The sequence below is a fragment of the Holophaga foetida DSM 6591 genome (assembly GCF_000242615.2).
Taxonomy (GTDB): domain Bacteria; phylum Acidobacteriota; class Holophagae; order Holophagales; family Holophagaceae; genus Holophaga; species Holophaga foetida.
Genome location: NZ_KI912268.1, coordinates 1,828,498 through 1,850,738 on the forward strand (window position 1 = coordinate 1,828,498; position 22,241 = coordinate 1,850,738).

Sequence of the window (22,241 nt, forward strand, 5' to 3'; positions counted from 1 at the left end):
GCAGGCACAGCCAAGGCTTGATGTCGGTAGGAACCCTCCCCATCGGATGCCAGGCCAGCATGAGGTGTGACTGCCAACGGTCTCGCTTCCGGCCGAAGTGATAGGGCAGTCCTCCTCGAAGCCCATCTAACGGCCTCCGGCTTTCCACAGGGCGAACTCATAGGCTCCAAGGGCGGTGGCGCGGCTGGTACCCAGGCGGGTCCGGCCCACCCCGCTCCGCTTCGTGGCGTCCCACACCAGTGGGACCGTCCGACCGGGCACGGGGATGCTCTGGGGGCTGCCCTGGAGGAAGGCCTCCCGCTCGAGGGGGCGATCCAGGTCGTAGACGCGCTGGACGAGACGGGGCAGCTCCCTGCCGTCCTGCTTCCTGATGGTACCGTTCAGGACACCCATCAGGGTCGGCATGAAGAGGTCCGAAGCGGCGGACAGGCCGCCGCCGATGACCACCAGACCGTCCACAAGGGTGAGGGCGCAGGCGATGGCCTCTCCGGCAACCTCACCCAGACTTTTCCATGCTTCCAGGGCCGCTTCCCGGTGGCCCCGCAGGCGTCCATGGGCGATGGCGGCGATGAGTCGTGGCTCCGGCGATTCATCAAAGGGGATGCCCGCGCACTCGGCATAGACACGGCGTACGGCCCGGATGCTGATGCCCTCCTCGGCGTAGCACTCGGGAATCCGTTTGTGGCGCATCAACCAGATCTCCGCCCCCCCGGAGTTGTCGCCCAGGAGGGGGCGCCCATCCACCACGATGCCCCCACCGAAGCCTGTCCCGAAGGTCAGTCCCAGAAGATGCCGGTAGCGCTTGGGGTTTCCTGCCGACTCCAGGTGTGCGTTGACTTCCGGCAGGAGGCCATGAACGGCCTCCCCCAGGGTGAAGAGATCTGCGTCGTTGTTGATATGGACCGGCACACCGAAATGATCATGGAGGATGGGGCCAAGCGGCACGCCGCCCCGGAAAGCCGGCATGTTCCAGAGATCCCCGATGATCCCGGCGGGATAGTCCGCAGGTCCCGGAAAGCCGAAGCTGATGGCGTCACAGCCGTGGGCATCCTCTCGTAGCCTGGAAAACCCCGTGGTCACGTCTTCCAGAAAGATCTCCAGATCCTCGCAGCGGCTCGGGATCGTGAAGGCCTCCCCCAGCACCTGCCCTCCCCGAAGGGCCTGGAAGGTGAGCGTGGTGCCCCCGGCATCGAGGGTGAGGACGGTGGGGGCAGGTCCGGGAGTCATGGTGGAAGTGTAGTCCTGGTCAATTCCGGGTGGCCAGGAAAGCCAACCAGGCCTCCTTCAGCTTGCCTTCCCGCAGATCGAGCAGGTAGCTCCCCTCGGCCTCGGGCAGAGGCATCTGCCCCGCTGCCTCCAGGTTGCCCAGGGCATTCGCCACCGGGACCACCTTCCAGAGCCAGTGCTTTGGATTGTAAGTGGATGCCGGGGTCCAGGACTTGTTCTCGTTCTCAACCCGGATCGTCACCAAAGGATCCATGGGCGGGTCTATGGTGATGACCGCCCCCCCGCCATCGCGCATCCACCCCTCCTTCAGGGCGTCATTGAAGAAATGCTCCAGGGACACCCTGGGGACCGACAATGCCCCGAACCCCGCGCGCCAGATGCCGAAACGAGTGGGTGGAGCCCAGTTCTGGATGATGAAGCGATCCAGGGTGTCGAGGCCCTTGCCGCGGGTGATGGGGCCGTTCTCCACTTTCGAGTGAGCAGACTTCACGGTCATACCTGACTCCCAGAGCTTATGCATGGGGGGAATGTGGCTATCGAAGGGTTGGATCAGAGCCTAGCAGCAGGCGGCCTTTTCAAGGTGTCCAAATGCCTCCCGGAAGGGTCAGATAAGGCGATCACGGCTTGGCCGATCGGCGGGACGGTTTCTGCGGTGTCGAAATTCGTTATAAGGCTGGCTATACTTCGATTGCCGGGTTCCATCCGGTGACCAAGGACCTTGGCATGGCCATCCCAGCATATCTCCCGATGATCGAGTCGATTGCCAGTCCGGCTGATGAAGCCGTGCTCATCGAGGACATACGGATCTATACAAACTGGGTCCTGGTGAAGACGGGCAAGTGGTCCCTCTCCACGTTATTCCGCGGCATGCCTGGATTTGATGAACACCCTGGCATGGGCACCTGGATGGGCGACTGGATCGGGAGACCGGCCAAGGCATCAGCCCTGGAGCTCCTCTCCAGCCGATTCATTCTCCACAGGGCCGTAGGGATGGCCTGCCTCAAGTCGCTCCTCCCGGTCCCCGAAGAGGTGATCCCCGGCAATGCCGCGGCCATGGTCGAGGCGGCTGCCGCCCAGGCACCCACCTGCTTCATCGGCTATTTCAAGGAAGCCGCTCATTGGCGTGAGATGGGCCGCCCGGTCAACATCGTGGAGCTCTTTCCGAGGCCAGGGGACATCCACTGGGATGATGCGGATGAAGTCCTCGGAAAGGCGCAGATCGTGGTCATGAGCGGCCTGACGGTGGTCAATGAGACCCTGGAATCGGTGATCCGCCGGACGCCCGCCGCCCAGGTCCGGATCATGATGGGGCCAACGGTGCCCCCAAGCCCCGTGATCTTCGAGTGCGGTCTCGACCTGCTCGGCGTGACCCTGGTCCGGGAGATGCCCCTGATGGCCCGGTACGCCGAACTGGGGGGGGGAAGCATCGCCTACTCGCCGACCGGGGCCCTGGATCGGGTCAATCTGGTCAGGGATCCTTCCGATCTCACCCGCAAACTTTCCTCCCTAGCCGGGGGACGATCATGAGGACCTGACCATGTGGCTTAAGTCTCTTTCCCAATGGCGCTCTGAGGGTGTCCCCTGTGCTCTGGTGACCATCATCGAGGCGCTCGGGTCCACCCCCCGGAAGGCCGGATCGAAAATGGCCGTCAGGCAGAACGGGGAAATCGCCGGTTCCGTCGGCGGGGGAGCCGTGGAGCGGATCTGCATCGAGCTGGCCAAGGAGGCGATGGCCCAGGAGGCCTGCATCACCCGACGCTTCGAGTCCAAGGGGGACGGCGAGGACTGGATGCCTTCAGAAGGGGACAAGGCCCTTGGGGTTTGTGGCGGGGCGGTGACGGTGTTCATCGAGCCGGTTCTGGTCGAGCCGGAGGTCGTGATCTTCGGGGGAGGCCATGTCGGCCTGAGCCTCGCCAAATACTGCGAACTCCTGGAACTTCCCTACCGGGTGTACGACGACCGGCCGGAATTCGTCGATCCCCAGCGCTTCCCGGGAGCCCAGTCTCTGATGTGCGGATCCTATGCCGATATCTCCTCGGTTTCCCTTTCGCCCAGGAGCTACTGCGTGATCATGACCCAGGGCCACGAACATGACGAAGAGGTCCTGGACCAGCTGCTGCTCAACCGGGAGATCCCCTACATCGGGATGATCGGGAGCCCGAGAAAGGCTTCGGTCCTGATCCGCAACATCCAGCAGAGGGGTGGAGTCATCGACCGCCGGGTGCACTGCCCCATCGGTTTGGGCCTCGGGAACAACCTGCCCCGGGAGATCGGCCTCTCGATTGCGAGCGAGCTCATCCTGGTCATGCGCGGCGGCCACCCTGGACACCGGCGCCTGGACTGGAACACCGAGGCGGTGCGGAGCGGGGCATCTATCACGCCGCCAAGCACAGCGTCCTCGGACTGACCAAGAGCGTCGGCCTGGAAGGAATGCTCAAGGGGGTGCCCATCGGTCCGCTTTTTTGCACCCCATGCACCCTCCGCGACCTCGGGCGGCCTCGTCACTTTCGAGCCCTGGACCTGAGCCGTGCCAAGGCTAGGGAACTGGTGCCCAGCCGATGGCGGAGAAGATGGTGGCGCGTTCGCTGTTGGATGGGTAGCTCGTGGTCTGTGTGTAGTCGCCCAGCGCGGCCGAGGACACCTCTGCAGCCGTCAGCACCTTGCTGAAAGATGATCGCCCGGTCATGCCCAGGGTGTCACCGCTTATGCTCATGCTGTTGTATTCCCGCCATCCAGCGGACGCCGTGGGGCTTGATGGGGAGGGCGCAACGGTGGAGTCCCAGCCAGCTGCGGTGATGTGGGTGTCCATCTTGCAGTTGAGGAACGCGACATTGTCCTCCCAGGTGCCCGCCGCCGCACGCGCCAGATAGCTGGAGGCGTGGCTGTCGATGGCTACGTGTACGCCGGACGGTCCGTCGGCACGGGTGAGGCTGCACCCGGCGAACACGAAGCCCTTGCTGCCAGGATAGGTGCGGGGCTGTACCAGGCTGCCGCCGGTGCCGTCGGCGTAGCCCGACACAGTGGCGGGGTGCGCCGAATCTCCGAGCGTCTCGAGGGTGCTGAGCTCGAACAGGGAGACGTAGTTGTTGCCCCAGATGGCATCCACGTTGCCGCTCACCTTGGTGTTGTAGAACCAGGTGTAGCCTTGCAGCTGGAGGGTATTCTGTTCGCTGTAGAAGTTGGCGTTCCTGGCGACCAGACGGTGTCCCGAGGAGGAGGACGAGGTGCTGCTCCGGAAGAAGAGGGCCTCGGCGCTGTTGCTGCTGGAGCCGCTGCGGATGTGAGTGTTCTTCAGGGTCAGGGTGTCCAAGGTGAGCAGGTCGCTGTTCTCCACCAGGAACACTGCGCGGCCCCCGCCAAATGTCGGCGTATTGGGGGATCCGGAGCCGCTGCCCGCGTTCAGGCCCTCGCTGTTGTCGTACTCAAGGATGACCCCGGCCCGGCTCTCCCCCATGATCGTCAGGTTGGTCCGGTTATACAGGTAGAGCAGCTCCCGGTAGGTCCCGTTCTTCAGGTTGATGACCGGGTTGGAGACGGAGGCGTTGACCATGTAGTAATCGAGCGCGCGCTGCAGGGTGTGGAAATCGACGGTGGTGTCGTTCGAAGGCCCCACCGTGAGGCTAGACAACCCCGTGGCGGGGCCGCTGCTTCGGACAGTAAAGGTCCAGCCAGCCGCCTTGCCGATGCCCGCGAAGGTCCGACTGTTCAGGGTGGCGCCGGTGAAGGTGGTGGCGGGGATGCCCACATAGTATTGGGTCCCCAGGACCAGCTTGCCGCTGTGGGGGGTGAGGGTCACCGTGTTGCCATTGATCACAATGGGGCTAGTGGCCACGCCCCGCTGCTGGCTGCCGGCGAGGCCCAGGGTGTCGCTTTCACCGCTCAATTCGATGCGGTCCACGAGGGTGTCGTCGCTGGCCAGGAAGATGCGGATGGCGCCATGGCCCAGGGTCGGCGTGCTGTCGAAGGTCAGGGTCAGGCGGTCGTCCTCGTAGGCCGTGGTGGCCGCCGGCGCGGGGAACACCTGGGCGGAGCTCAGCCCATAGGTGGCGGTCGGATCGGTGTAGTCGGGCGAAATGGTGGCAACGAGGGTCCGGACCAGGGAGGCGTCAGAGCCGCTGGTGAAGGTAATGATGGCGGTGCCGTCCACCAGGGGAGTGAGGGTCACCGGGGTGGTGGTGCCGGAGGGGGAGCCCTTGCTCACCTGGACCACATCGCTGGGGGACGAGACCACCGTGAAATCGTCGGCGGAGCCGTCGGCCTTGGTGGCCGTGACCTGCACCGTGGTGGCGTCGGCGCCCGCGACGGCGGTGTAGGTGGTGGCCGAGGGCGAAAGCGTCAGCACCGGCGAACCGGTAGCGGCCCCGCTGCTGTGGGTGTCGTTCCAGGGCAGGTAGTTGCCACACCCAGTCATCCCGACGACCGCCACCAGGGCCGCCGCCACCCATACCCCACTCCACCGCACCGAAACATTCATCCGATAGTCCCCCAGGCCCATAGCGTGAGTTAGCGAGCTGATGACGCGGGCGATACATAATTTAACCTGATTATCAGTCAATCTCAGCCCAAAGAGTCATGTTTCTGAATTCGACTTCTCCCTGAGTCTGATGGCGGCTCGCGTAGTGCCAAACGATCGTCGGAGATGACATGCGGGAGGACGGCTTAACCTCAAAGGGTATGGGGCAAAATCGCGATGATTCTTGAAGGTTTTCCAGCACTTACGAGCACACCTGGAACCCCAGAAGCAAACCACCGACGCAACAAAGAACCCCCAACAAATATTGTATCTGTTGGGGGTTACTCTGGTGGTCCCGGCGCGACTTGAACGCGCGACCTTCCGCTTAGGAGGCGGATGCTCTATCCACTGAGCTACGGGACCGCGAAGGGCTATTCTGCCAGTCGGGACGGGCTTTGGCTAGGCGTGCTTGGCCTGGAACTCCCCGTAGGTCCCTTGGAAGTCCTCGAATCCGCGTTCGCTGAAGCTCCAGATGCGGGTGGCCACTTCATCGATCAGGTCTTCGTCGTGGGTCACCAGGAACACGGTGCCTTCGTAGTTCTGGAGGGCCGTGTTGAGGGCGATGACGGCCTCAAGGTCCAGGTGGTTGGTGGGTTCGTCCAGCACCAGGATGTTGGGCTTCTGGAGCATGAGCTTCGAGAACATCAGGCGGCAGCCTTCGCCGCCGGAGAGGACCTCGGTCTTCTTCATGCCCTCCTCGCCCCGGAAGAGCATCTGCCCGAGCACGCCGCGGATCTCCTCCACCAGGGCCTCGGGATCGAACTGGCGCAGCCAGTCCGCCAGGGTGTACCCGGGATCGATGGACTCTCGGAAGTCCTGGGCGAAGTAGCCCACGTTGGCCTCGTGGCCCCATTTGACGCTGCCCGCGTCGATGCTGCGGTCGGCCTCGGTGACGTTGGGGGCGTTGGCCAGGAGGGCCTTGATCAGGGTCGACTTGCCGGCACCGTTGCGGCCGATGATGGCGATCTTCTCGCCACGGCTCACGTTGGCCGTCAGGTTCTCAAGGACCTTCAGGGGGGCGCCGTCCACCTCGTAGGCCTTGGAGACCCCCTCGAATTCCAGGGCGTGGCGCCCGCTGGGGCGCTTCTGCTCGAACTTGATGAAGGGACGCTGGATGTTGCTGCGAGCCAGATCGCCGGGCTGGAGGCGTTCCACTTCCTTGCGGCGGCTGTTCACCTGGCTCGAACGGGTGCCTGCGGCGAAGCGCTGGATGAACTCGGTGAGCTGGGCGATCTTCTTCTCGCGCTGGGCATTCTCGGACTCGATGCGGGAGCGCACCTGGGTCTTCTGCATGACCATGTCGTCGTAGCCGCCGGTGTACTGGATGATGGTCTGGTAGTCGATGTCGGCGATGTGGGTGCAGACGCCATTCAGGAAGTGGCGGTCATGACTGATGACGATGACGCTGCCGTTGTAGCGGCTGAGGAAGTTCTCCAGCCAGTGGATGGATTCCAGATCCAGGTGGTTGGTGGGCTCGTCCAGCAGCAGGGACTCGGGGTTGCCGAAGAGGGCCTGGGCCAGCAGCACGCGCACCTTCTGGCCGCCCTGGAGTTCGGACATCTGGCGTTCGTGGAGATCCTCAGGGATATCCAGGCCGTCCAGGAGCACGGCGGCATCGCTCTCGGCGGTGTAGCCGTCCTCGTCGGCGACGACGCCTTCGAGCTCGCCCAGGCGCATGCCGTCCTCGTCGGTCATCTCGGGCTTCTCGTAGATGGCGTCCCGCTCCTGGAGGGCGGCCCACAGGCCCTTGTTGCCCATGATGACGGTATCGATGACCCGGTACTGGTCGAAGGCGAACTGGTCCTGGCTCAGGATGCCCATCTTGCGGGGGCGCTGGATCAGGCCGCTGGTGGGCTCCAGCTCACCGCTCAGGATCTTCATGAAGGTGGACTTGCCCGCCCCGTTGGGGCCCGTCAGGCCGTAGCGCCGTCCCGGCGTGAAGGTGGTGGTCACCTCCTCGAACAGGATCCTGGAACCATAACGCATCGTCACATTCTGAACCGCCAGCATTCGAGCCCTCCAAACCTTCCATTTTACCCTGGGAGGAGGATTCTGGCGATGCCGGGTTCCTTGGATCAGGCTCGGATAATCGATATATTCGTATCGTTAAATATATATTTTTCAACATTTGCAAATCAACAAAAAGGCTTGTCTGCACTGGATTTCTTCCGGATTCCCGGCGTTTGGACGTGACGGATTCCCCTGCCTGGGGATGGACCCTCTTTACCTCAGGCCCCAAAATGGGGGTTTGGAGGCAAGTGATGGTGGAAGCTCAGTGGGTGGATCAGGCAGACGTGGTGCTAGTGGGTGCGGGCATCATGAGCGCGACCCTGGCGGCCCTCCTGCGTGAACTTCACCCAGACATGAGCATCCGGGTCATCGAGCGACTGGAGGGGATCGCCCAGGAGAGCAGCCTGGCCACGAACAATGCGGGCACTGGGCACGCCGCCAACTGTGAACTGAACTACACCCCCGAGCAGGCCGATGGCAGCGTGGATGCCTCCAAGGCCTTCAAGATCAACGAGTCCTTCGAGATCTCGCTCCAGTTCTGGAGCCATCTGGTGGAGAAGGGCCTTCTGCCGAAGCCTGGGGCCTTCCTCGCTCCCGTGCCCCACCTCAGCTTCGTCTGGGGGCAGGACTCGGTCCGCTTCCTCAAGACCCGCTTTTCCACGCTCCAGGCCCATCCGATGTTCGCGGACATGCGCTACAGCGAGGATCACGCCCAACTCCGGGAATGGATGCCCCTGGTGATGGAGGGACGGGAGCCGGGCCAGGCTCTGGCGGCCACCCGGGTGCCCCGGGGCACGGATGTGGATTTCGGCCGACTGGCCACCCAGCTCTTCGCGGGCCTGGGCCAGAGCTCGGACTTCGGCATCCTTTCGAAGCATCACGTCCAGGACCTCTGCCGCGAGGCCGATGGGCGCTGGCGGGTCGTGGTCCGGGATCAGAGCTCGGGGCAGACCCGGGAGATCCGGGCCAAGTTCGTCTTCCTGGGGGCGGGGGGCGGTGCCCTGCCGCTGCTGCTGAAGTCCGGAATACCCGAAAGCGAGGGCTACGGCGGCTTCCCGGTGAGCGGCCAGTGGCTGATCTGCACCAATCCCGAGGTCATCGCCCGCCACCACGCCAAGGTCTATGGCAAGGCTTCCGTGGGGGCGCCCCCCATGTCGGTGCCCCATCTGGATACCCGGATGGTGGACGGCAAGCCGGCCCTCCTCTTCGGCCCCTACGCCGGGTTCACCACCAAGTTCCTCAAGGAGGGTTCCTTCCTGGATCTTCCCCTCTCCCTTCGGCCCCACAACCTCTACCCCATGTTGGCGGCAGGTTGGCAGAACCTGGACCTGACCCGCTACCTCATCGGCCAGGTGCTCCAGTCCCGGGAGGCCCGCCTGGAGACCCTCCGGACCTTCGTTCCCACGGCCCGAATGGAGGACTGGAGTCTGGAGATCGCCGGACAGCGGGTCCAGATCATCAAGAAGGATCCCAGGCTCGGGGGCAAGCTGGAATTCGGCACCGAGGTCGTCTCTGCCGCCGATGGCTCCCTGGCGGCGCTTCTGGGGGCCTCCCCCGGGGCTTCCACCGCCGTGGCCACCATGCTGGAGATGCTGCTCAAGTGCTTCCCCGAGCAGGCCAAGTCCGAGGCTTGGCAGACGGCGATCCATCGGATGGTTCCATCCTTCGGCAGCAGCCTGGCCGAGGACGCCGGACTCCTGGAACGCATCCGGGCCCACAACTCGGAAGTGCTGGGACTCAAGGCGGAGTAATTTCCGGCAGAAGGGTATCATGGGTGTTTGTCCGGAATTCCCATGCCTGAAGAACCCTCGACCATCGGCCGCTACCGGGTCCAACGCCAGATCGGGCGCGGGGCCATGGGAGCGGTCTACCTGGCCCAGGATCCCCTGCTCAAGCGTCCCGTGGCCATCAAGGTGGTCCATCCCGGAGGGGAGGATCGGGCCACGACCCTGGCGCGCTTCCAGCGGGAGGCGGAGATCTCCGCCCGGCTGAACCACCCCAACATCGTGACGGTTTTCGATGTGGGGGAGGACCCGGAGATGGGTCCCTTCATCGCCATGGAGTTCATCGAGGGTTCCAGCCTCAGCGATCTGATCCGCTCGGGTCTAGGACTGGAGGCCGGGCTCAGGCTCATGATCCAGGGCATGGGCGCGCTCATGGCGGCCCAGGCCGAGGGTATCGTCCACCGGGACATCAAGCCCGACAACATCCTGGTAAGCCGGGATGGCCGCTTCAAGCTCATGGACTTTGGCATCGCCCGGCGGGATGAATCCCATCTGACCCAGGCCGGGATGATCTTCGGCACGCCCTTCTACACGGCCCCCGAGCTCCTGGTGGGGGGCGAGGCCTCGCCTGCGACGGATCGCTACGCCTTCATGGTCACGGTCTTCGAGGTGGTGACCGGGACCCTGCCCTTCCAGGGGAGCACGGTGGGGTCCACTCTCTACAAGATCGTGCACGAAGGGCCCGCGATTCCTTCGACCCTTCCGGCGGCGGCGGTGCAGGTCTTCCACAGGGCGCTGGCCAAGAATCCGGAGGAGCGCTTCCCGGATCTCCCCTCCTTCCTCGGAGACCTTGTGGACAGTCTTGAGCTGGCGGCCGAGACGAGAACGCGGTTCCATGCCCTTCTGGCCGGGGATGCCCCCTTCGTGAGCACTCACCCCTTCCCGATTCCGCCCCCTGAGCAGCCCCCCAGGTCTTCGGATCCCTTCGAACTCTCTGACGAGCTTTCCTTCCTGGGAACCGGGGAGACCCTCTCCCTGTCGTCGGGCACGGACGGCATGCCGGACTCGGCCCCTGAGCCCCAGGCCATCGCTCCCCAAGCTCCCGGGCGCTCTCGGAACTTCCGCATGGCCCTTGCAGCGACCCTGACGGTGGTCCTGCTGGGAGGAGGAACGGCCGGGCTCCGGTATCTGCGGAACCGCTCGACGGTTGTGGCGATCGGCAGTACCCCCCCCGGGGCGGATGTTTCCCTGGATGGGGAGTATGTGGGTCGGACCCCCCTGCGCATCAGGATCGACAAGCCTGTGGGCCGGAGGGTGCACCTTGGCAAGGAGGGCTACCAGCCGGTGGACCGGGTGCTCGAAGGGGGGGAGAGCGACTTCGATATCCCCTTGAAAGCCATCCCCTTCGTTATTTCCGTGGTGACGGACCCCCCAGGAGCCAGTGTGTTCCTCAATCAGGTCCAGGTCGGCACCACCCCCCTGGCGGCCCTCCAGGTCCCCACAGCGGGAATCCAGGAGCTTCGGATCCGGACCAAGGGCTATCAGGAGTGGTCCGCCGCGGTGGACAAGGACGCCCCATTCCCGGCCCTGATCCGCTTGACGCCTGAGAACTGAAGCCCGACTCATACGCATTCGCAAACAGAAGAATACATTCCACCACCAAGCAACCCCGCGCGGCGGGGCTGTTTGGTGGTGGAAGTGGCTTTTGAAGCCTTACAAAATAAGGGCAGACGGGTGTCAGCGCCCGGAGAGGATGGCCTCGGCCTCGCTCAGCATGTGGGGAGCCAGATCAGGGGGCACGATGTCCCTACCAAGTCGCTGGTAGACGCGGTACCTGGCGCACTGGCTGCTGTCCTCACTGCAGTAAATGATCTTGTACATGCCCATCAGCGCTGGCATCGTACCCATCCGGTCGTTGAAAAACGGGCAGTCCGGAATCAATTCGCAGTTCGGCACGCGGGGCTCCTGTTCCTGGAAAGTCTAGCCCCGATCCTTGGGCAGGGCATGGGCCTTTCTCCGTTGATCCAGCAGGGTGAGGGTGGCGAGGGCAAGCATGCCCAGATCCCGAAGGATATCGAGGCGCATGTCCCCCAGGCGCTCCTCTGTGGTGCGGGTCGTGGCGGCCACACTGAAGCATCCGCAGTCCACCGGATGGCGACGGACCAGGTTGATGGACAGGGCCAGAATGAAGCCCAGGAGGAGCAGGGTGATCCAGGAGGTCGCGGCCCGTACCCAGATGCCCAGGACCAGCAGGAGACCGCATAGGAGTTCAAGCCATGGGACCACCAGGGCCAAGGGCAGGATGCTCCAGGCCGGAAAGAGGGCATAGGTCCAGAGGGCCTTGGCAAAGCTCGGCGGGTCCATCAGCTTAGGCCAGGCGGCCACGGCGAAGAGGATTCCAAGCAGAAACTGAGCCCGCTGGGATAGCCAGGGGTGGAGGAGCAGCTCCCTGATCGGCTTCACGGCTGAGCTCCCTGGCGGATGGGGCGGCCCTTGGTCACCCAGTCAGGGAAACCCTCCTGGTAGATCAGGAGGTGGCGGTAGCCCAGGCCCAGGAGCCTGGAGGCCAGGAGCTGGGAGTCCTGGCAATCGCCCCCACTGCAATAGAGCACCACGGGGGCCTTGAGGGGGCGGCCCATGGCGTCGAAGCGTGCCAGGCGCTCGTCGATATCGGCTTCCCAGACCGACATGCCCAGGGCGCCCCGGATGTGACCCTCTCGGTATTCCACGCTGCGGCGGGCGTCCAGGAAGGGGAATCCCTGGCGGTAGGCCTCGGCGGCTTCCCTGGAAGTGATATCGCGGCTGGGCTGTTCCGGGTTCCATTCGAAGCGCATCTGGGGCGCAGGCTTGGCTGGTGAAGGTTGCGGAGGGGTCTGGGGCCTGTCGGTGACCACAGGTTGGGGCGGCGCCTGGGGTGCAACCTTCTGCGTCACGTCCACGGAAGCCAGACGGCGGGAGGGACCGGAAAGGAAATTCGCCCAGACGGCACACAGAAAGGCCACGACGAGCAGGGTGGCCATCTGGAGGATGAGACGGGGAATGGAGGACATGGGAATCAGGTTCTGGTGGCCGAGGTGGACGGAGGCTGGGCTGCTCCTACATCCTTCCGCAAGCCTACGGGAAAAGAAAGGTCACAGGACGATCTTCCGCCGCGCTCCCTTCGGTGGCCTCTCCAGTTCCCGGAGGGCTTTCCGCCAGGCAAGCAGGTCCAGGCCGGTGCCGATGACGACGGCCACCATGGGGGCCAGGGAAGCGTCGGCAAAGGCAGGCAAGGGGGTGATCTCCACCCGACGATCCGCCACCTGGAAGGCCCAGCGGTCACTGCCGTCATTCCGTTTGGCCCAGCCTTCGAAAACAGCGACGCCCTTGGCCCGAAGCAGTTCCCCCTGGGCCGCTGGACGGAGGAAGAGCTCCTCCAGGCCGACGGGATCCACCGGATGGTCCCACCTCACGGTGATGGAACGGGCATCGGCGAAGCTGTGGCCCACCCGGGCCGCCATCCCTTCCGGGAGGGCTCGACGATCCCCCTGCCAGGGATCCGGACCTTCGGCGGGGGCCTCTCCCATCCGGGTGCGCTGGATGAGGTGATCCTTGAAGCGGCCCCGGATCTCCCCCTCCCAGGCCATGGCCAGGCTGGGATCCAGGTCCGCCTTGCTGACATAGACGAGGCTGGCCAGGGCGACCTGACGCTGGACCAGATCCCGCTGGGCGAGATGGTGCAGGGGGGTGAGGCAGCTGATGACCGTGAGGCAGCCCGCCAGCACCAAGCGATCCTGGAGGGCGGGCTCATTCTCCAGGTCCACCAGATCCGTGGGGTCGGCCAGGCCGGTGGTCTCCAGCACGACCCGCTGGGGGCGCCGTCCCTCCGGAAGATCGCACCAGGCGGCCAGGGCGGCCACCACGTCCGAGCGCAGACTGCAGCAGACACAGCCGTTCACCAGGTTCTCGATGCCCGCCAGTTCGGGGCGCTCGGCGTTCACCAGCGAGCCGTCCACGCTGGTATCGCCGAACTCGTTGATGAGCACCGCCACTTGGCGTCCGGCGGCGATTTCGGCCTTCAGCAGGCGGTTGACGACGGTGGTCTTGCCACTCCCCAGGGGGCCGGTGACCAGGAGGATTTGCACGGGGCGATAGCTTTCCATTCCTACATGATGCCTTCCCGGCCCGGATATGGGAGGCTGGAAACATGGACATCCTGGATGGAAGCTATCTCATCGCCATCAGTCTGGCCGGGGCTGTGGCGTCTGCCATCCGGCGGGGACTGCCCCCCGGATGGCGCTTGCGGTTGGAGGCCCGGCTCCCGGAGGACCTCGAGGAAGGTTGGATTTGGCTCCATGCCGTGAGCGTGGGGGAGCTGATGCTGGCGGATCCCCTGGTGTGTCGTCTCCGGGGCCAGGGGCATCGGATCCACGTCACCACCGGGACCCCCGCAGGTTTGGAACTCCTCCAGAAGCGGATGCCCGGGTGGGATGCCGACACGGGACGGGTCTCCGGCGGGGCCTTTCCTGTGGACGATCCCCGGGGGCTGGCCCCCTTCTTCCGCAGAAAACCTGGGGTCTTCATCGCCTTGGAGACGGAGCTGTGGCCCAACCTGATCCGGGAACTGGAGCGACATGGGGTGCCCCGTTGCGTAGTGAACGGTCGCCTTACCGCCCGGAGCATGGAGCGGGGAGGGCCCTGGCTTCGACGGGCCGCCTCCCGTCTCACCCGAGTGGCTGCCAGGGACGAGGCCTCGGCAGCAGCCTTCCGGGCCCTGGGGGCGCCGGATGTGCGACTGGGGGGCAATCTCAAGGCGGATCTCCCGCCCCCCCCCTCCCTGCATGCAGGCTGGGAGACGCTTCGGCAGGCCTGGGCTTCCCACCCCGTGCTGGCGGTGGGCAACACCGTGGATGGAGAGGAGACCCTGCTGCTGGGGGTGTGGCGACGCCTGCGGGCTGCCCATCCAGGGCTGCGTCTCCTTCTTGCCCCCCGTCAACCCCGCCGCTTCCAGGAGGTTGCGGAACTCTTTCAGGCCGAGGGGCTGGTCTTCCGCCGGGCCTCGGGGGAGTGGCCGGGGTGCTCCTCCGAGTGGGAGACGACAGAAGCCCTCCTCGTGGACACCCTGGGGGAGCTCTCCGCGGCCTATGCCCTGGGCGACGTGGCCTTGGTGGGGGGAGGCTGGAACTGGAAGGGGGGACACAATCCCCTGGAACCCCTCCGTTGGGGGGTCCCAACCCTCATCGGGCCAGGCTTCGAGAATTTCGAGGACTTGGTGCTTCCCCTTCGGGAGGCCGGACTGGTCCAGGTTGTCGAGATCGGCGATCTGGAGGGGGCCCTCAGGGAGACATTGGCGCGAAGTCCCGGAGGCACCGCACCTCCCCTCCCGCCTTCTCTTCAGGGGGCGCTGGACCGTACCATGGATATTCTTAAGGATCTGCTCCCTCGGTCCGATAAACGGTAAAGTTTGTAAACGCCAGGATTCTCGTAAATGGAAAACCCATCACCTCATGTGGTTCTTGTCGATGATGACCGGGCCGTCCTGGGCATGGTCAGCGACGCATTGAGCCACCACGGGATGACAGTTCACGCCTTTTCGGACGGGGATTGTGCTCTCAAGTTTCTTGAGGACCCCTCCCAGCCCGAGGTGGATCTGGTTATTTCGGACATCAATATGGAGGGGATGGACGGCTTCGACGTGATTCATCGCGTCAAGGCCATCAACAACACCCTGCCGGTGGTCCTGATGACCGGAGATGCCACACTGGACTTCGCCATCCGGGCCATGCGGATGGGAGCCGCCAACCTCTACCAGAAACCTCTGACAGTCCGGGAGATGGTCAACAGCGTCTTCCATCTGGTGGGCCTGCACCGGGAACTGCGTCTGGCGGAAGCGGGGCTGCGGGGCTTGGTGCGGGAGACCCGTCACTTCTCCTTCCGTTCGGACGAACTGAACATTCCAAGCATGGTCCGGCATCTGACAGACCGCCTGGTGCCTTTCGGTTTCGCCCAGCCCTCGAATGTGGATGTGATCGCCATGGCCTACCACGAGGCACTGGTCAACGCCCTGGAGCATGGAAACCTTGAACTGGATTCGTCCCTGAAGGGGGATATCTTCAACCCCAGGGATGAATTCGAGGCCCTCAGCCGGACAAGGCTCTCAACGGATCCCTGGGCCGCCCGGCGGGTGGATGTTCGCATGGAAGTCACCCCGGAGCGTTACGAGGTGATCGTAAGGGATGGTGGCAACGGATATGACACCCGTCTGGTCGGCCAGTGTGTGAGCGATGACCTCGCCCGCCGCTTCGGCCGTGGTCTGGCCATGATCCACATGGTGATGGACGAAGTCACCCTGAACCCGGCGGGCAATCAGATCACCATGGTCCTCAAGAAGAAGGTTCGTTGAAGCTTGGTCTCCTCGTTCCACCACCAGACAACCCCGCGCGGCGGGGTTGTCTGGTGGTGGAAGTGGCTTTTGAATCTTTACAATAGACGGCAAACGGGTATCAGTTGGCAGCCACAGCCACCTTCAGGCCGATCTTCTCCCGGATCTGGTTCTCGATCTCCTCGGCCAGCTCGGGGTTGTCCTGGAGGAGCTTCTTCACGTTCTCTGCGCCCTGGCCCAGACGGGAGTCCTTGTAGGAGAACCAGGAACCGCTCTTCTGGATGATCTCCAGCTGAACGCCCAGCTCCACCAGCTCGCCGACCTTGCTGATGCCCTCGCCGTACATGATGTCGAAGGTGGCGACCTTGAGGGGCGGGGCGACCTTGTTCTTCACCACCTTCACCTTGGTCTTCTTGCCCACGACACTGGAATCCTCATCCTTGGCGGCCACCAGGGGATCCCCGGTGTTGCCCTTGATGCTTTGGATGCTGCGGACGTCGAGGCGCACAGAGGCGTAGAACTTGAGGGCGTTGCCGCCGGTGGTGGTCTCGGGGTTGCCGAACATCACGCCGATCTTCATGCGGATCTGGTTGATGAAGACCACGCAGGAATTGGTGCGGCTGATGGTGGCGGTCATCTTGCGCAGGGCCTGGCTCATGAGGCGCGCCTGCAGTCCCACGTGGGTATCGCCCATCTCACCATCGATCTCGGCCTTGGGCACCAGGGCCGCCACGGAGTCCACCACGATGATGTCCAGGGCACCGCTGCGCACCAGCTGGTCGCAGATTTCCAGGGCCTGCTCCCCGCTATCGGGCTGACTAATGAACAGGTTGTCAACATCCACACCCAGCTTGCGGGCGTACTCAGGATCCAGGGCATGCTCGGCGTCGATGTAGGCCGCCAGACCGCCCTTCTTCTGGGCCTCGGCCACCATATGGAGGGCGAGGGTGGTCTTACCGCTGGCCTCGGGGCCATAGACCTCGACGATGCGGCCCTTGGGAACGCCTCCGACCCCCAGGGCCGAATCCAGGCTGATGGAACCCGTGGAGATGACCTCAATGCCATCGGCGTTCATGCGATCGCCGAGCTTCATGATGGAGCCCTTGCCGAAGGCCCGCTCGATGTCCGCCAAGGCACGGTTCAGGACTTTCAGACGATCTTCTTGGTCAGTGGCGGCCATGGAATCTCCTTGCGTGGGTCAATGCCCAAGGATGAAGCAGAGAGGCGAAAAAAACAAGAAACTTTTCCTTCGCCACAATGCCTTCCCAGGATGCCATGATGGGGGGTTTTCATGGACACCCACCGGACCTGCATGCCTCCTGGATCCAATCCCCATCCGTCACGCAGCAACCACCTCGCCCTCGCTCTCGCCCGCCTGGAAGCCGGAGGTGTGGACTTGCCCAGCGGCCCGGCCTGGGAGGCATTCCTGAAGGATATGGACACCGGGTGCCAGCTCTCGGAACGCCATCCATGCCAGGACCTGCTCCAGTACCGCTCCCTGGTGGATCACCTCAAGGAGGTGGTCTTCCAGATTGACCGCGAGGGGAACTGGTCCCTGCTGAACCCGGCCTGGACCAGCATCATGGGATTCCCGCTGGCGGAGAGTCTTGGGCAGCCCTTCCTGGGCTACATGCACCCCGAAGACACCGCCCGCTACATGAATCTCCTCACCTACGCCCTGGAGACCAGCCAGGACACGATCCGGGGGGAGTTCCGGTTCGTCACCCAGGAGGGACATCCCCGCTGGGTGGAGATGTACAACCGCGTCACCGTGGACACCCACGGCACGGTCACCGGGGTGACCGGCACCCTCAATGACATCACGGAACGCCGCCGGGCCGAAACCGCCCTGGCCACCATCACCTCCCGCCTCATGGCCCTGCTGGAGAACATGCAGGCTGGCATCCTGGTGGAGACCCAGGACCGCAGGATTGCCCTGCTGAACGAGACCTTCTGCCAGATCTTCGAGGTGCCAGTCCCGGCCCACATGCTGACCGACAGCCCCGCCGCGGAACTCCTGGAGATGTGCCTTCCCCTGGCAGAATCCCCCTCATCCTTCCAGAAGCGCCTCCACGAGATCCATCAGCTGGGAGCCCTGGCCAGCCAGGAGGTCGTGCCCCTCAAGGATGGTCGGCTGCTCGCCATGGACTTCGTTCCCATCCAGGCTGGCGAGGACTTCTTCGGCCATTTCTGGCAGTTCCACGACATCACCGAACAGAAGCGGGCCGAACAGAAGCTGGCCATGGCCGCCATGGACCTGGAGGTCAAGAACTGGGAATTGGCGGACGCCCGGGACGAGGCGCTCCAGCTGGCGGGACTCCGGAGCGAGTTCCTGGCCAACATGAGCCACGAGATCCGCACCCCCATGAACGGCGTCATCGGCATGACGGATCTCCTGATCCGTACCCCCCTCAACGCTGAGCAGGTGGATTACGCCACGACCATCCGCTCCAGCGCCATGACCCTGCTGCGGCTCATCAACGACATCCTGGACTTCTCCAAGATCGAGGCGGGCAAGATGACCCTGGAGAAGATCGGTTTCGACCTCCAGGAGCTGTTGGATGACCTCCTGGCGGCCCTGGGCGTCAAGGCCCATAACCGGGGGGTGGAACTGGCCACCTGGGTATCGGGGGATGCCCCAACCCGCCTCATGGGCGACCCGATCCGCCTCCGCCAGGTCCTCTCCAACCTCACGGACAACGCCCTCAAGTTCACGGAGCACGGCTCCGTCCTCATCAGGATCACGCTCCAGTCCCGGGATGAAGACTCTGCAGTCCTCCGCTTCGAGGTCCAGGACAGCGGCATCGGCATGTCCCAGGAAGTCGCCGGGCGCCTCTTCCAGTCCTTCTTCCAGGGGGATTCCTCCACCACCCGCAAGTACGGCGGTACCGGCCTGGGGCTGGCCATCTGCAAGAAGATCGCCGAACTCATGGATGGCAGCATCGGGGTCGAGAGCACCCCCGGTCAAGGCAGCACCTTCTGGTTCACCGCCCACCTCCCCCTCCAGGACACAGGTATGGACCCATGGAGGCCCTCCAGGCCCACCAAGTTCCTGATCCATGGACTGCCGGAAGCCACGAGCCGAGTCCTGGAGGGGCAGCTCCATGATTGGGGCTTCCAGGCCAGGGCCCTGGAAGCCGATGCAGACCTGGATGCCCTGACCCGGCTCGCCGGGAACACCTGTATCGTCTTCCATCTCCAGGGCAGCACCGTTCCGCCGCTGATCGCCGCCCTCCTGGCACGCCCCTCACTGGGAGGCCTGCACCTTGTCCTGGCCCACAGCCTCTACGAGAAGGAAAAGATCCTGGCCCGCGAGGATCTGAAGGAGGTGGCCTTCCTTCCCCTGCCCCTCCGGCGATCCCAGCTGCGGGCCCTCGTGGACGGCGCCCCGCCCCAGGCGGATCCCCTCCAGGCCCACCCAGAGGTCCAGCCCGGCCAATCGGAGGTGGCCATCCTCCTTGCGGAGGACAATCTGGTCAACCAGCGGGTAGCCTTGGCCATCCTGAAGAAGATGGGCCTCAAGGCGGATGTCGCCGCCAATGGGCGGGAGGCCCTGGAGGCCAACCGCCGAAAAGCCTACGACGTGATCCTCATGGACTGCCAGATGCCGGAAATGGACGGCTTCCAGGCCACACGGCTGATCCGGGACGGAGAAGGCGAGGGGCGGCGGGTCCCCATCCTGGCCATGACTGCCAACGCCATGCACGGGGACCGGGAACGCTGCGTCGAAGCCGGCATGGACGACTACATTGCCAAACCTGTCACCCTTGATAGCCTGATGCTCCTTCTTCACCGATGGCTTCCCGCCGACACCCTTCCCCAGTAAGCCCCCCATGACCAACGACCGCGTTATTGAAGATTCCCTGGCCATCCAGATGGTGCTCCAGCGCCTCTACCTGGGGAATATCAAAGTCCGCCTGGCCTACCGGGAGTTCAGGGAGGAGTTCCAGATCCTAAAGCAGGATCCCGGGCGCTTTGCCGTCCGCATGCCTCTGTCCCAGGCCGCCACCTGGAAGCCCGAGATCGGCGAGAAGATCGGGCTCACCCTGGAAGACCGAGGGATGAAGTACGAAGGCGTGGTGAACATCGAGGGTCAGGGAGAGGAAGACGGCACGCCCGCCCTCATCCTTCTGGGACCTCGGAGCCTGCGCCGCTCCGAGGATAACCGTCTGGTGGACTTCGTCCCGGACACCCCACCCAAATGCACCTTCATCAACGCCCGCAACACGCTCATGGACGGGCAGATCCGCGGGTTTGGACGCAATGGCCTGGAACTGGCCCTCAACGATCCACGCCAGAACATCCAGGAATTCTTCCGGATCGGCGAAGAGGCGACCCTCGATATCGCTCTGGAAGGGGATACCCGGGTCCAGGCCCCCACCAAGGTCGCCTACTTCGGTGAGGCTTGCGTCGGCCTCCAGTTCACCGACCGGATGGAGAACGCTGCCCTCGGCCAGTTCCGCAACTGGATGGAGGGCCAGCAGCGGCTCCAGGCCCAGCGGGACCGGGAGCTTTTCGAGACCGGGGGTGGCCCGCGGATGAGCCATGCCCCCGTCCTGCCTACGGCCCGGCTCATGGTGGACCGCGATCCCCTGGTCCTCCTCCTCACGGAGCGGGAGGACTTCGCCCGGCGCATGGCGGAGGGCCTGGGGCGGAAGTTCGGGTTTGCCAGCCTCGACTACATCAAGGGCCCGGTCCACGCCCTCCTCAGGCCCCTGGGTGCCGGAGAAAACAACTGGGGCAGGTTCCGCCTCATCCTCGTCCACAACCAGCTCCGCCTTGTCAGCCCCCTGGAACTGACACGCCAGCTCATCGAACAGGAACAGTGCCCCCTGCCCATCCTGCTGGTGGGAGGCGAAGAGGATCTGGAACTCAAGCGGAACCGCGCCGTCGGGGCCGGAGCTGTGGACTACTTCCCGGTGGAGCCCTTCAAGATCCTGTCCGTGCTCAAGAAGGTCGATGAGATCATGAGCCTCTTCGCATAGGTTTATCCGCTCTCCGGATTGTGCTAGTCTCATGGATCACCACCTTTTGGGGGGGTTCCAATGGGGATCTTTGAGGGCCAGCTTCGTGTAGACAAGGGCGACCGTTTCGCCTTTGTGGCTTCACGTTTCAACGAATTCATCGTCGATCGCCTCATCGGCGGCGCCACGGACTGCATCGTCCGCCATGGCGGTGCCGAGGACCAGATCGATATCATCAAGGTCCCCGGAGCCTTCGAACTGCCCCTCACCGCCCTCACCGCGGCCCGCAGTGGCAATTATGCAGGCGTGATCGTCCTGGGTGCCGTGATCCGCGGTGGCACCCCCCACTTCGACATGATCGCCAACGAGGTCACCAAGGGCACCGCCCAGGTCGGCATGGAGACGGGTCTCCCCATCATCTTCGGCGTCCTCACCACCGACACCATCGAGCAGTCCATCGAGCGGGCGGGCACCAAGATGGGCAACAAGGGCTGGGAAGCCGCCCAGAGCCTGATCGAGATGGTGGACCTCTACCGCGCCCTCAAGCCTGCCAAGAAGGGCAAGTAATGGGTGTTCGCCGCCGCGGGCGCGAGTACGCCCTCCAGATGCTGTATGCCATGGATCTCAATGGCTACAAGCCTGAGGAGGTATTCGCCGGATTCAACGCCATCCAGGATCTGAACCGGGACGCGTTCTACCAGGCCCGGCGCCTGGTGGAGGGCATCCACGGACGCCAGGCAGAGATCGACGGCATCCTGACCCGCTTCGCCGAGAACTGGAAGATCCACCGCATGGCCGTGGTGGACCGCAACCTGCTCCGCCTGGGGATCTACGAGCTGATGTATGCGAAGGAAACCCCCTTCCCCATCATCATCAACGAGGCCCTGGAGATCGTGAAGGAATTCAGCGATCACGAGGGAACCCAGTTCGTGAACGGCATCCTGGACGCCGCCAGCCGGGAGTTCCGCAAGGAAGAGTTCGGAGCCAATCACAAGGGCAAGAAGCACCAGCCAGCCCCCCCTGCCGAAGCCCCCATCGAAGCTCCCAAGGAGTAGCCCTGGGCGCGCAGATGCGCGACAATAGAGCTCCGCGCCGCTTTAGCTCAGCTGGTAGAGCACTCGCCTTGTAAGCGAAAGGTCCTCGGTTCAAATCCGGGAAGCGGCTCCAGGATCAAGCCCCGAAAGCGAATGCTGACGGGGCTTTGCTGTATCTGGTCACGCTTTCAAGGATCAGCCCACAACGCTGGGTTTAGGGAGAAAAGCCCCTCTTTTGCGGGTCGAGAGTGCAATAGAGGTGCACAGAATTTTACCCAGAAGCCCTTTGCCTACATAGCTTTTCTTCATTCTGACCGAACCAAAGAAGTGCACAATTCCGGGGTAGGTGTTTCCCGGACCGAAGTTCGATAGTGAAACCGCGAGACTTTCCTTATCTGGCGGGCCTTT

At 64.1% G+C, this 22,241-nt stretch carries 19 protein-coding genes and 2 tRNA genes; 11 read left to right on the forward strand and 10 right to left on the reverse strand.

All coding sequences use genetic code 11. The annotated features are described in order from the left end of the window. Positions 1-126 precede the first annotated feature (126 nt). Together HOLFODRAFT_RS0207930 and HOLFODRAFT_RS0207935 are read right to left on the reverse strand one after the other, a co-directional pair. A complete protein-coding gene (locus HOLFODRAFT_RS0207930) occupies positions 127-1,227 on the reverse strand; it encodes an ROK family protein (protein WP_005035348.1) in 1,101 nt (366 codons plus the stop codon). A gap of 19 nt (positions 1,228-1,246) precedes the next feature. Continuing rightward, positions 1,247-1,723, reverse strand: coding sequence for a hypothetical protein (locus tag HOLFODRAFT_RS0207935; RefSeq protein ID WP_005035346.1), 477 nt, complete (start codon positions 1,721-1,723; stop codon positions 1,247-1,249). A gap of 227 nt (positions 1,724-1,950) precedes the next feature. Between HOLFODRAFT_RS0207935 and HOLFODRAFT_RS0207940 the strand changes: the two genes are divergently transcribed. Both HOLFODRAFT_RS0207940 and HOLFODRAFT_RS0207945 read left to right on the forward strand, forming a co-directional pair. Next, complete coding sequence (locus HOLFODRAFT_RS0207940; protein WP_005035344.1) at positions 1,951-2,754, forward strand: Rossmann-like domain-containing protein; 804 nt, start codon at positions 1,951-1,953, stop codon at positions 2,752-2,754. Between the two features lie 10 nt (positions 2,755-2,764). Beyond that, positions 2,765-3,634 carry an XdhC family protein gene (locus HOLFODRAFT_RS0207945; RefSeq protein WP_005035342.1) on the forward strand — a complete coding sequence of 290 codons (870 nt, stop codon included), beginning with the start codon at positions 2,765-2,767 and terminating at the stop codon, positions 3,632-3,634. 129 nt (positions 3,635-3,763) lie between these two features. Here HOLFODRAFT_RS0207945 and HOLFODRAFT_RS20105 read toward each other — a convergent pair whose 3' ends face one another. From HOLFODRAFT_RS20105 to HOLFODRAFT_RS0207960, 3 genes are all read right to left on the reverse strand, one after another. Beyond that, complete coding sequence (locus HOLFODRAFT_RS20105) at positions 3,764-5,701, reverse strand: pectinesterase family protein (RefSeq protein ID WP_148300392.1); 1,938 nt, start codon at positions 5,699-5,701, stop codon at positions 3,764-3,766. Positions 5,702-6,027: 326 nt separating this feature from the next. Then, positions 6,028-6,103: transfer RNA gene (locus tag HOLFODRAFT_RS0207955), tRNA-Arg, on the reverse strand. Positions 6,104-6,139: 36 nt separating this feature from the next. Next, positions 6,140-7,750, reverse strand: a complete 1,611-nt coding sequence (locus HOLFODRAFT_RS0207960; protein ID WP_005035338.1) for an ABC-F family ATP-binding cassette domain-containing protein — start codon at positions 7,748-7,750, stop codon at positions 6,140-6,142. A gap of 251 nt (positions 7,751-8,001) precedes the next feature. On the opposite strand from HOLFODRAFT_RS0207960, the gene mqo reads away from it, so the two are divergent. Together mqo and HOLFODRAFT_RS22865 are read left to right on the forward strand one after the other, a co-directional pair. Continuing rightward, entirely contained in the window at positions 8,002-9,501 is a 1,500-nt protein-coding gene (gene mqo, locus HOLFODRAFT_RS0207965) for a malate dehydrogenase (quinone) (RefSeq protein WP_005035336.1), read from the forward strand. A gap of 42 nt (positions 9,502-9,543) precedes the next feature. After that, positions 9,544-11,088 (forward strand): serine/threonine-protein kinase, encoded by a 1,545-nt coding sequence (locus HOLFODRAFT_RS22865; protein WP_005035334.1) that lies wholly within the window; start codon positions 9,544-9,546, stop codon positions 11,086-11,088. Positions 11,089-11,211: 123 nt separating this feature from the next. Here the strand turns inward: HOLFODRAFT_RS22865 and HOLFODRAFT_RS0207975 are convergent, their stop codons facing one another. The 4 genes from HOLFODRAFT_RS0207975 to HOLFODRAFT_RS22870 all read right to left on the reverse strand — a co-directional run bounded on the left by HOLFODRAFT_RS0207975 (position 11,212) and on the right by HOLFODRAFT_RS22870 (position 13,598). Next, complete coding sequence (locus HOLFODRAFT_RS0207975) at positions 11,212-11,355, reverse strand: hypothetical protein (protein ID WP_211237940.1); 144 nt, start codon at positions 11,353-11,355, stop codon at positions 11,212-11,214. 99 nt (positions 11,356-11,454) lie between these two features. After that, entirely contained in the window at positions 11,455-11,937 is a 483-nt protein-coding gene (locus tag HOLFODRAFT_RS0207980; RefSeq protein WP_005035329.1) for a MauE/DoxX family redox-associated membrane protein, read from the reverse strand. Further along, positions 11,934-12,524 carry a rhodanese-like domain-containing protein gene (locus tag HOLFODRAFT_RS0207985; protein WP_005035327.1) on the reverse strand — a complete coding sequence of 197 codons (591 nt, stop codon included), beginning with the start codon at positions 12,522-12,524 and terminating at the stop codon, positions 11,934-11,936. The genes HOLFODRAFT_RS0207980 and HOLFODRAFT_RS0207985 overlap by 4 nt, the downstream gene beginning before the upstream one ends. A gap of 81 nt (positions 12,525-12,605) precedes the next feature. Continuing rightward, positions 12,606-13,598, reverse strand: coding sequence for a CobW family GTP-binding protein (locus tag HOLFODRAFT_RS22870; RefSeq protein ID WP_158412936.1), 993 nt, complete (start codon positions 13,596-13,598; stop codon positions 12,606-12,608). Positions 13,599-13,660: 62 nt separating this feature from the next. Here HOLFODRAFT_RS22870 and HOLFODRAFT_RS20120 point away from each other — a divergent pair, with 62 nt between their 5' ends. Both HOLFODRAFT_RS20120 and HOLFODRAFT_RS22875 read left to right on the forward strand, forming a co-directional pair. Continuing rightward, a complete protein-coding gene (locus HOLFODRAFT_RS20120) occupies positions 13,661-14,914 on the forward strand; it encodes a 3-deoxy-D-manno-octulosonic acid transferase (protein WP_005035323.1) in 1,254 nt (417 codons plus the stop codon). A gap of 48 nt (positions 14,915-14,962) precedes the next feature. Continuing rightward, complete coding sequence (locus tag HOLFODRAFT_RS22875) at positions 14,963-15,856, forward strand: ATP-binding response regulator (RefSeq protein WP_026939153.1); 894 nt, start codon at positions 14,963-14,965, stop codon at positions 15,854-15,856. Positions 15,857-15,956: 100 nt separating this feature from the next. Here HOLFODRAFT_RS22875 and recA read toward each other — a convergent pair whose 3' ends face one another. Beyond that, the gene (gene recA, locus HOLFODRAFT_RS0208005) at positions 15,957-17,015 is read right to left on the reverse strand and encodes a recombinase RecA (RefSeq protein WP_005035318.1); all 1,059 of its coding nucleotides are present in this window, start codon (positions 17,013-17,015) and stop codon (positions 15,957-15,959) included. A 111-nt stretch (positions 17,016-17,126) separates the two neighbouring features. Here recA and HOLFODRAFT_RS22880 point away from each other — a divergent pair, with 111 nt between their 5' ends. The 5 genes from HOLFODRAFT_RS22880 (at position 17,127) to HOLFODRAFT_RS0208030 (ending at position 21,966) form a co-directional block, all read left to right on the forward strand. Continuing rightward, entirely contained in the window at positions 17,127-19,661 is a 2,535-nt protein-coding gene (locus HOLFODRAFT_RS22880) for an ATP-binding protein (RefSeq protein WP_005035316.1), read from the forward strand. 7 nt (positions 19,662-19,668) lie between these two features. After that, entirely contained in the window at positions 19,669-20,820 is a 1,152-nt protein-coding gene (locus HOLFODRAFT_RS0208015; protein ID WP_005035314.1) for a response regulator, read from the forward strand. A gap of 60 nt (positions 20,821-20,880) precedes the next feature. After that, the gene (gene ribH, locus HOLFODRAFT_RS0208020; protein WP_005035313.1) at positions 20,881-21,366 is read left to right on the forward strand and encodes a 6,7-dimethyl-8-ribityllumazine synthase; all 486 of its coding nucleotides are present in this window, start codon (positions 20,881-20,883) and stop codon (positions 21,364-21,366) included. After that, on the forward strand, positions 21,366-21,854 hold the full coding sequence (gene nusB, locus HOLFODRAFT_RS20135) for a transcription antitermination factor NusB (RefSeq protein ID WP_005035311.1): 489 nt from the start codon (positions 21,366-21,368) through the stop codon (positions 21,852-21,854). The genes ribH and nusB overlap by 1 nt, the downstream gene beginning before the upstream one ends. A gap of 36 nt (positions 21,855-21,890) precedes the next feature. Continuing rightward, a tRNA-Thr gene (locus tag HOLFODRAFT_RS0208030) sits at positions 21,891-21,966 on the forward strand. The last annotated feature ends 275 nt before the right edge of the window (positions 21,967-22,241 follow it).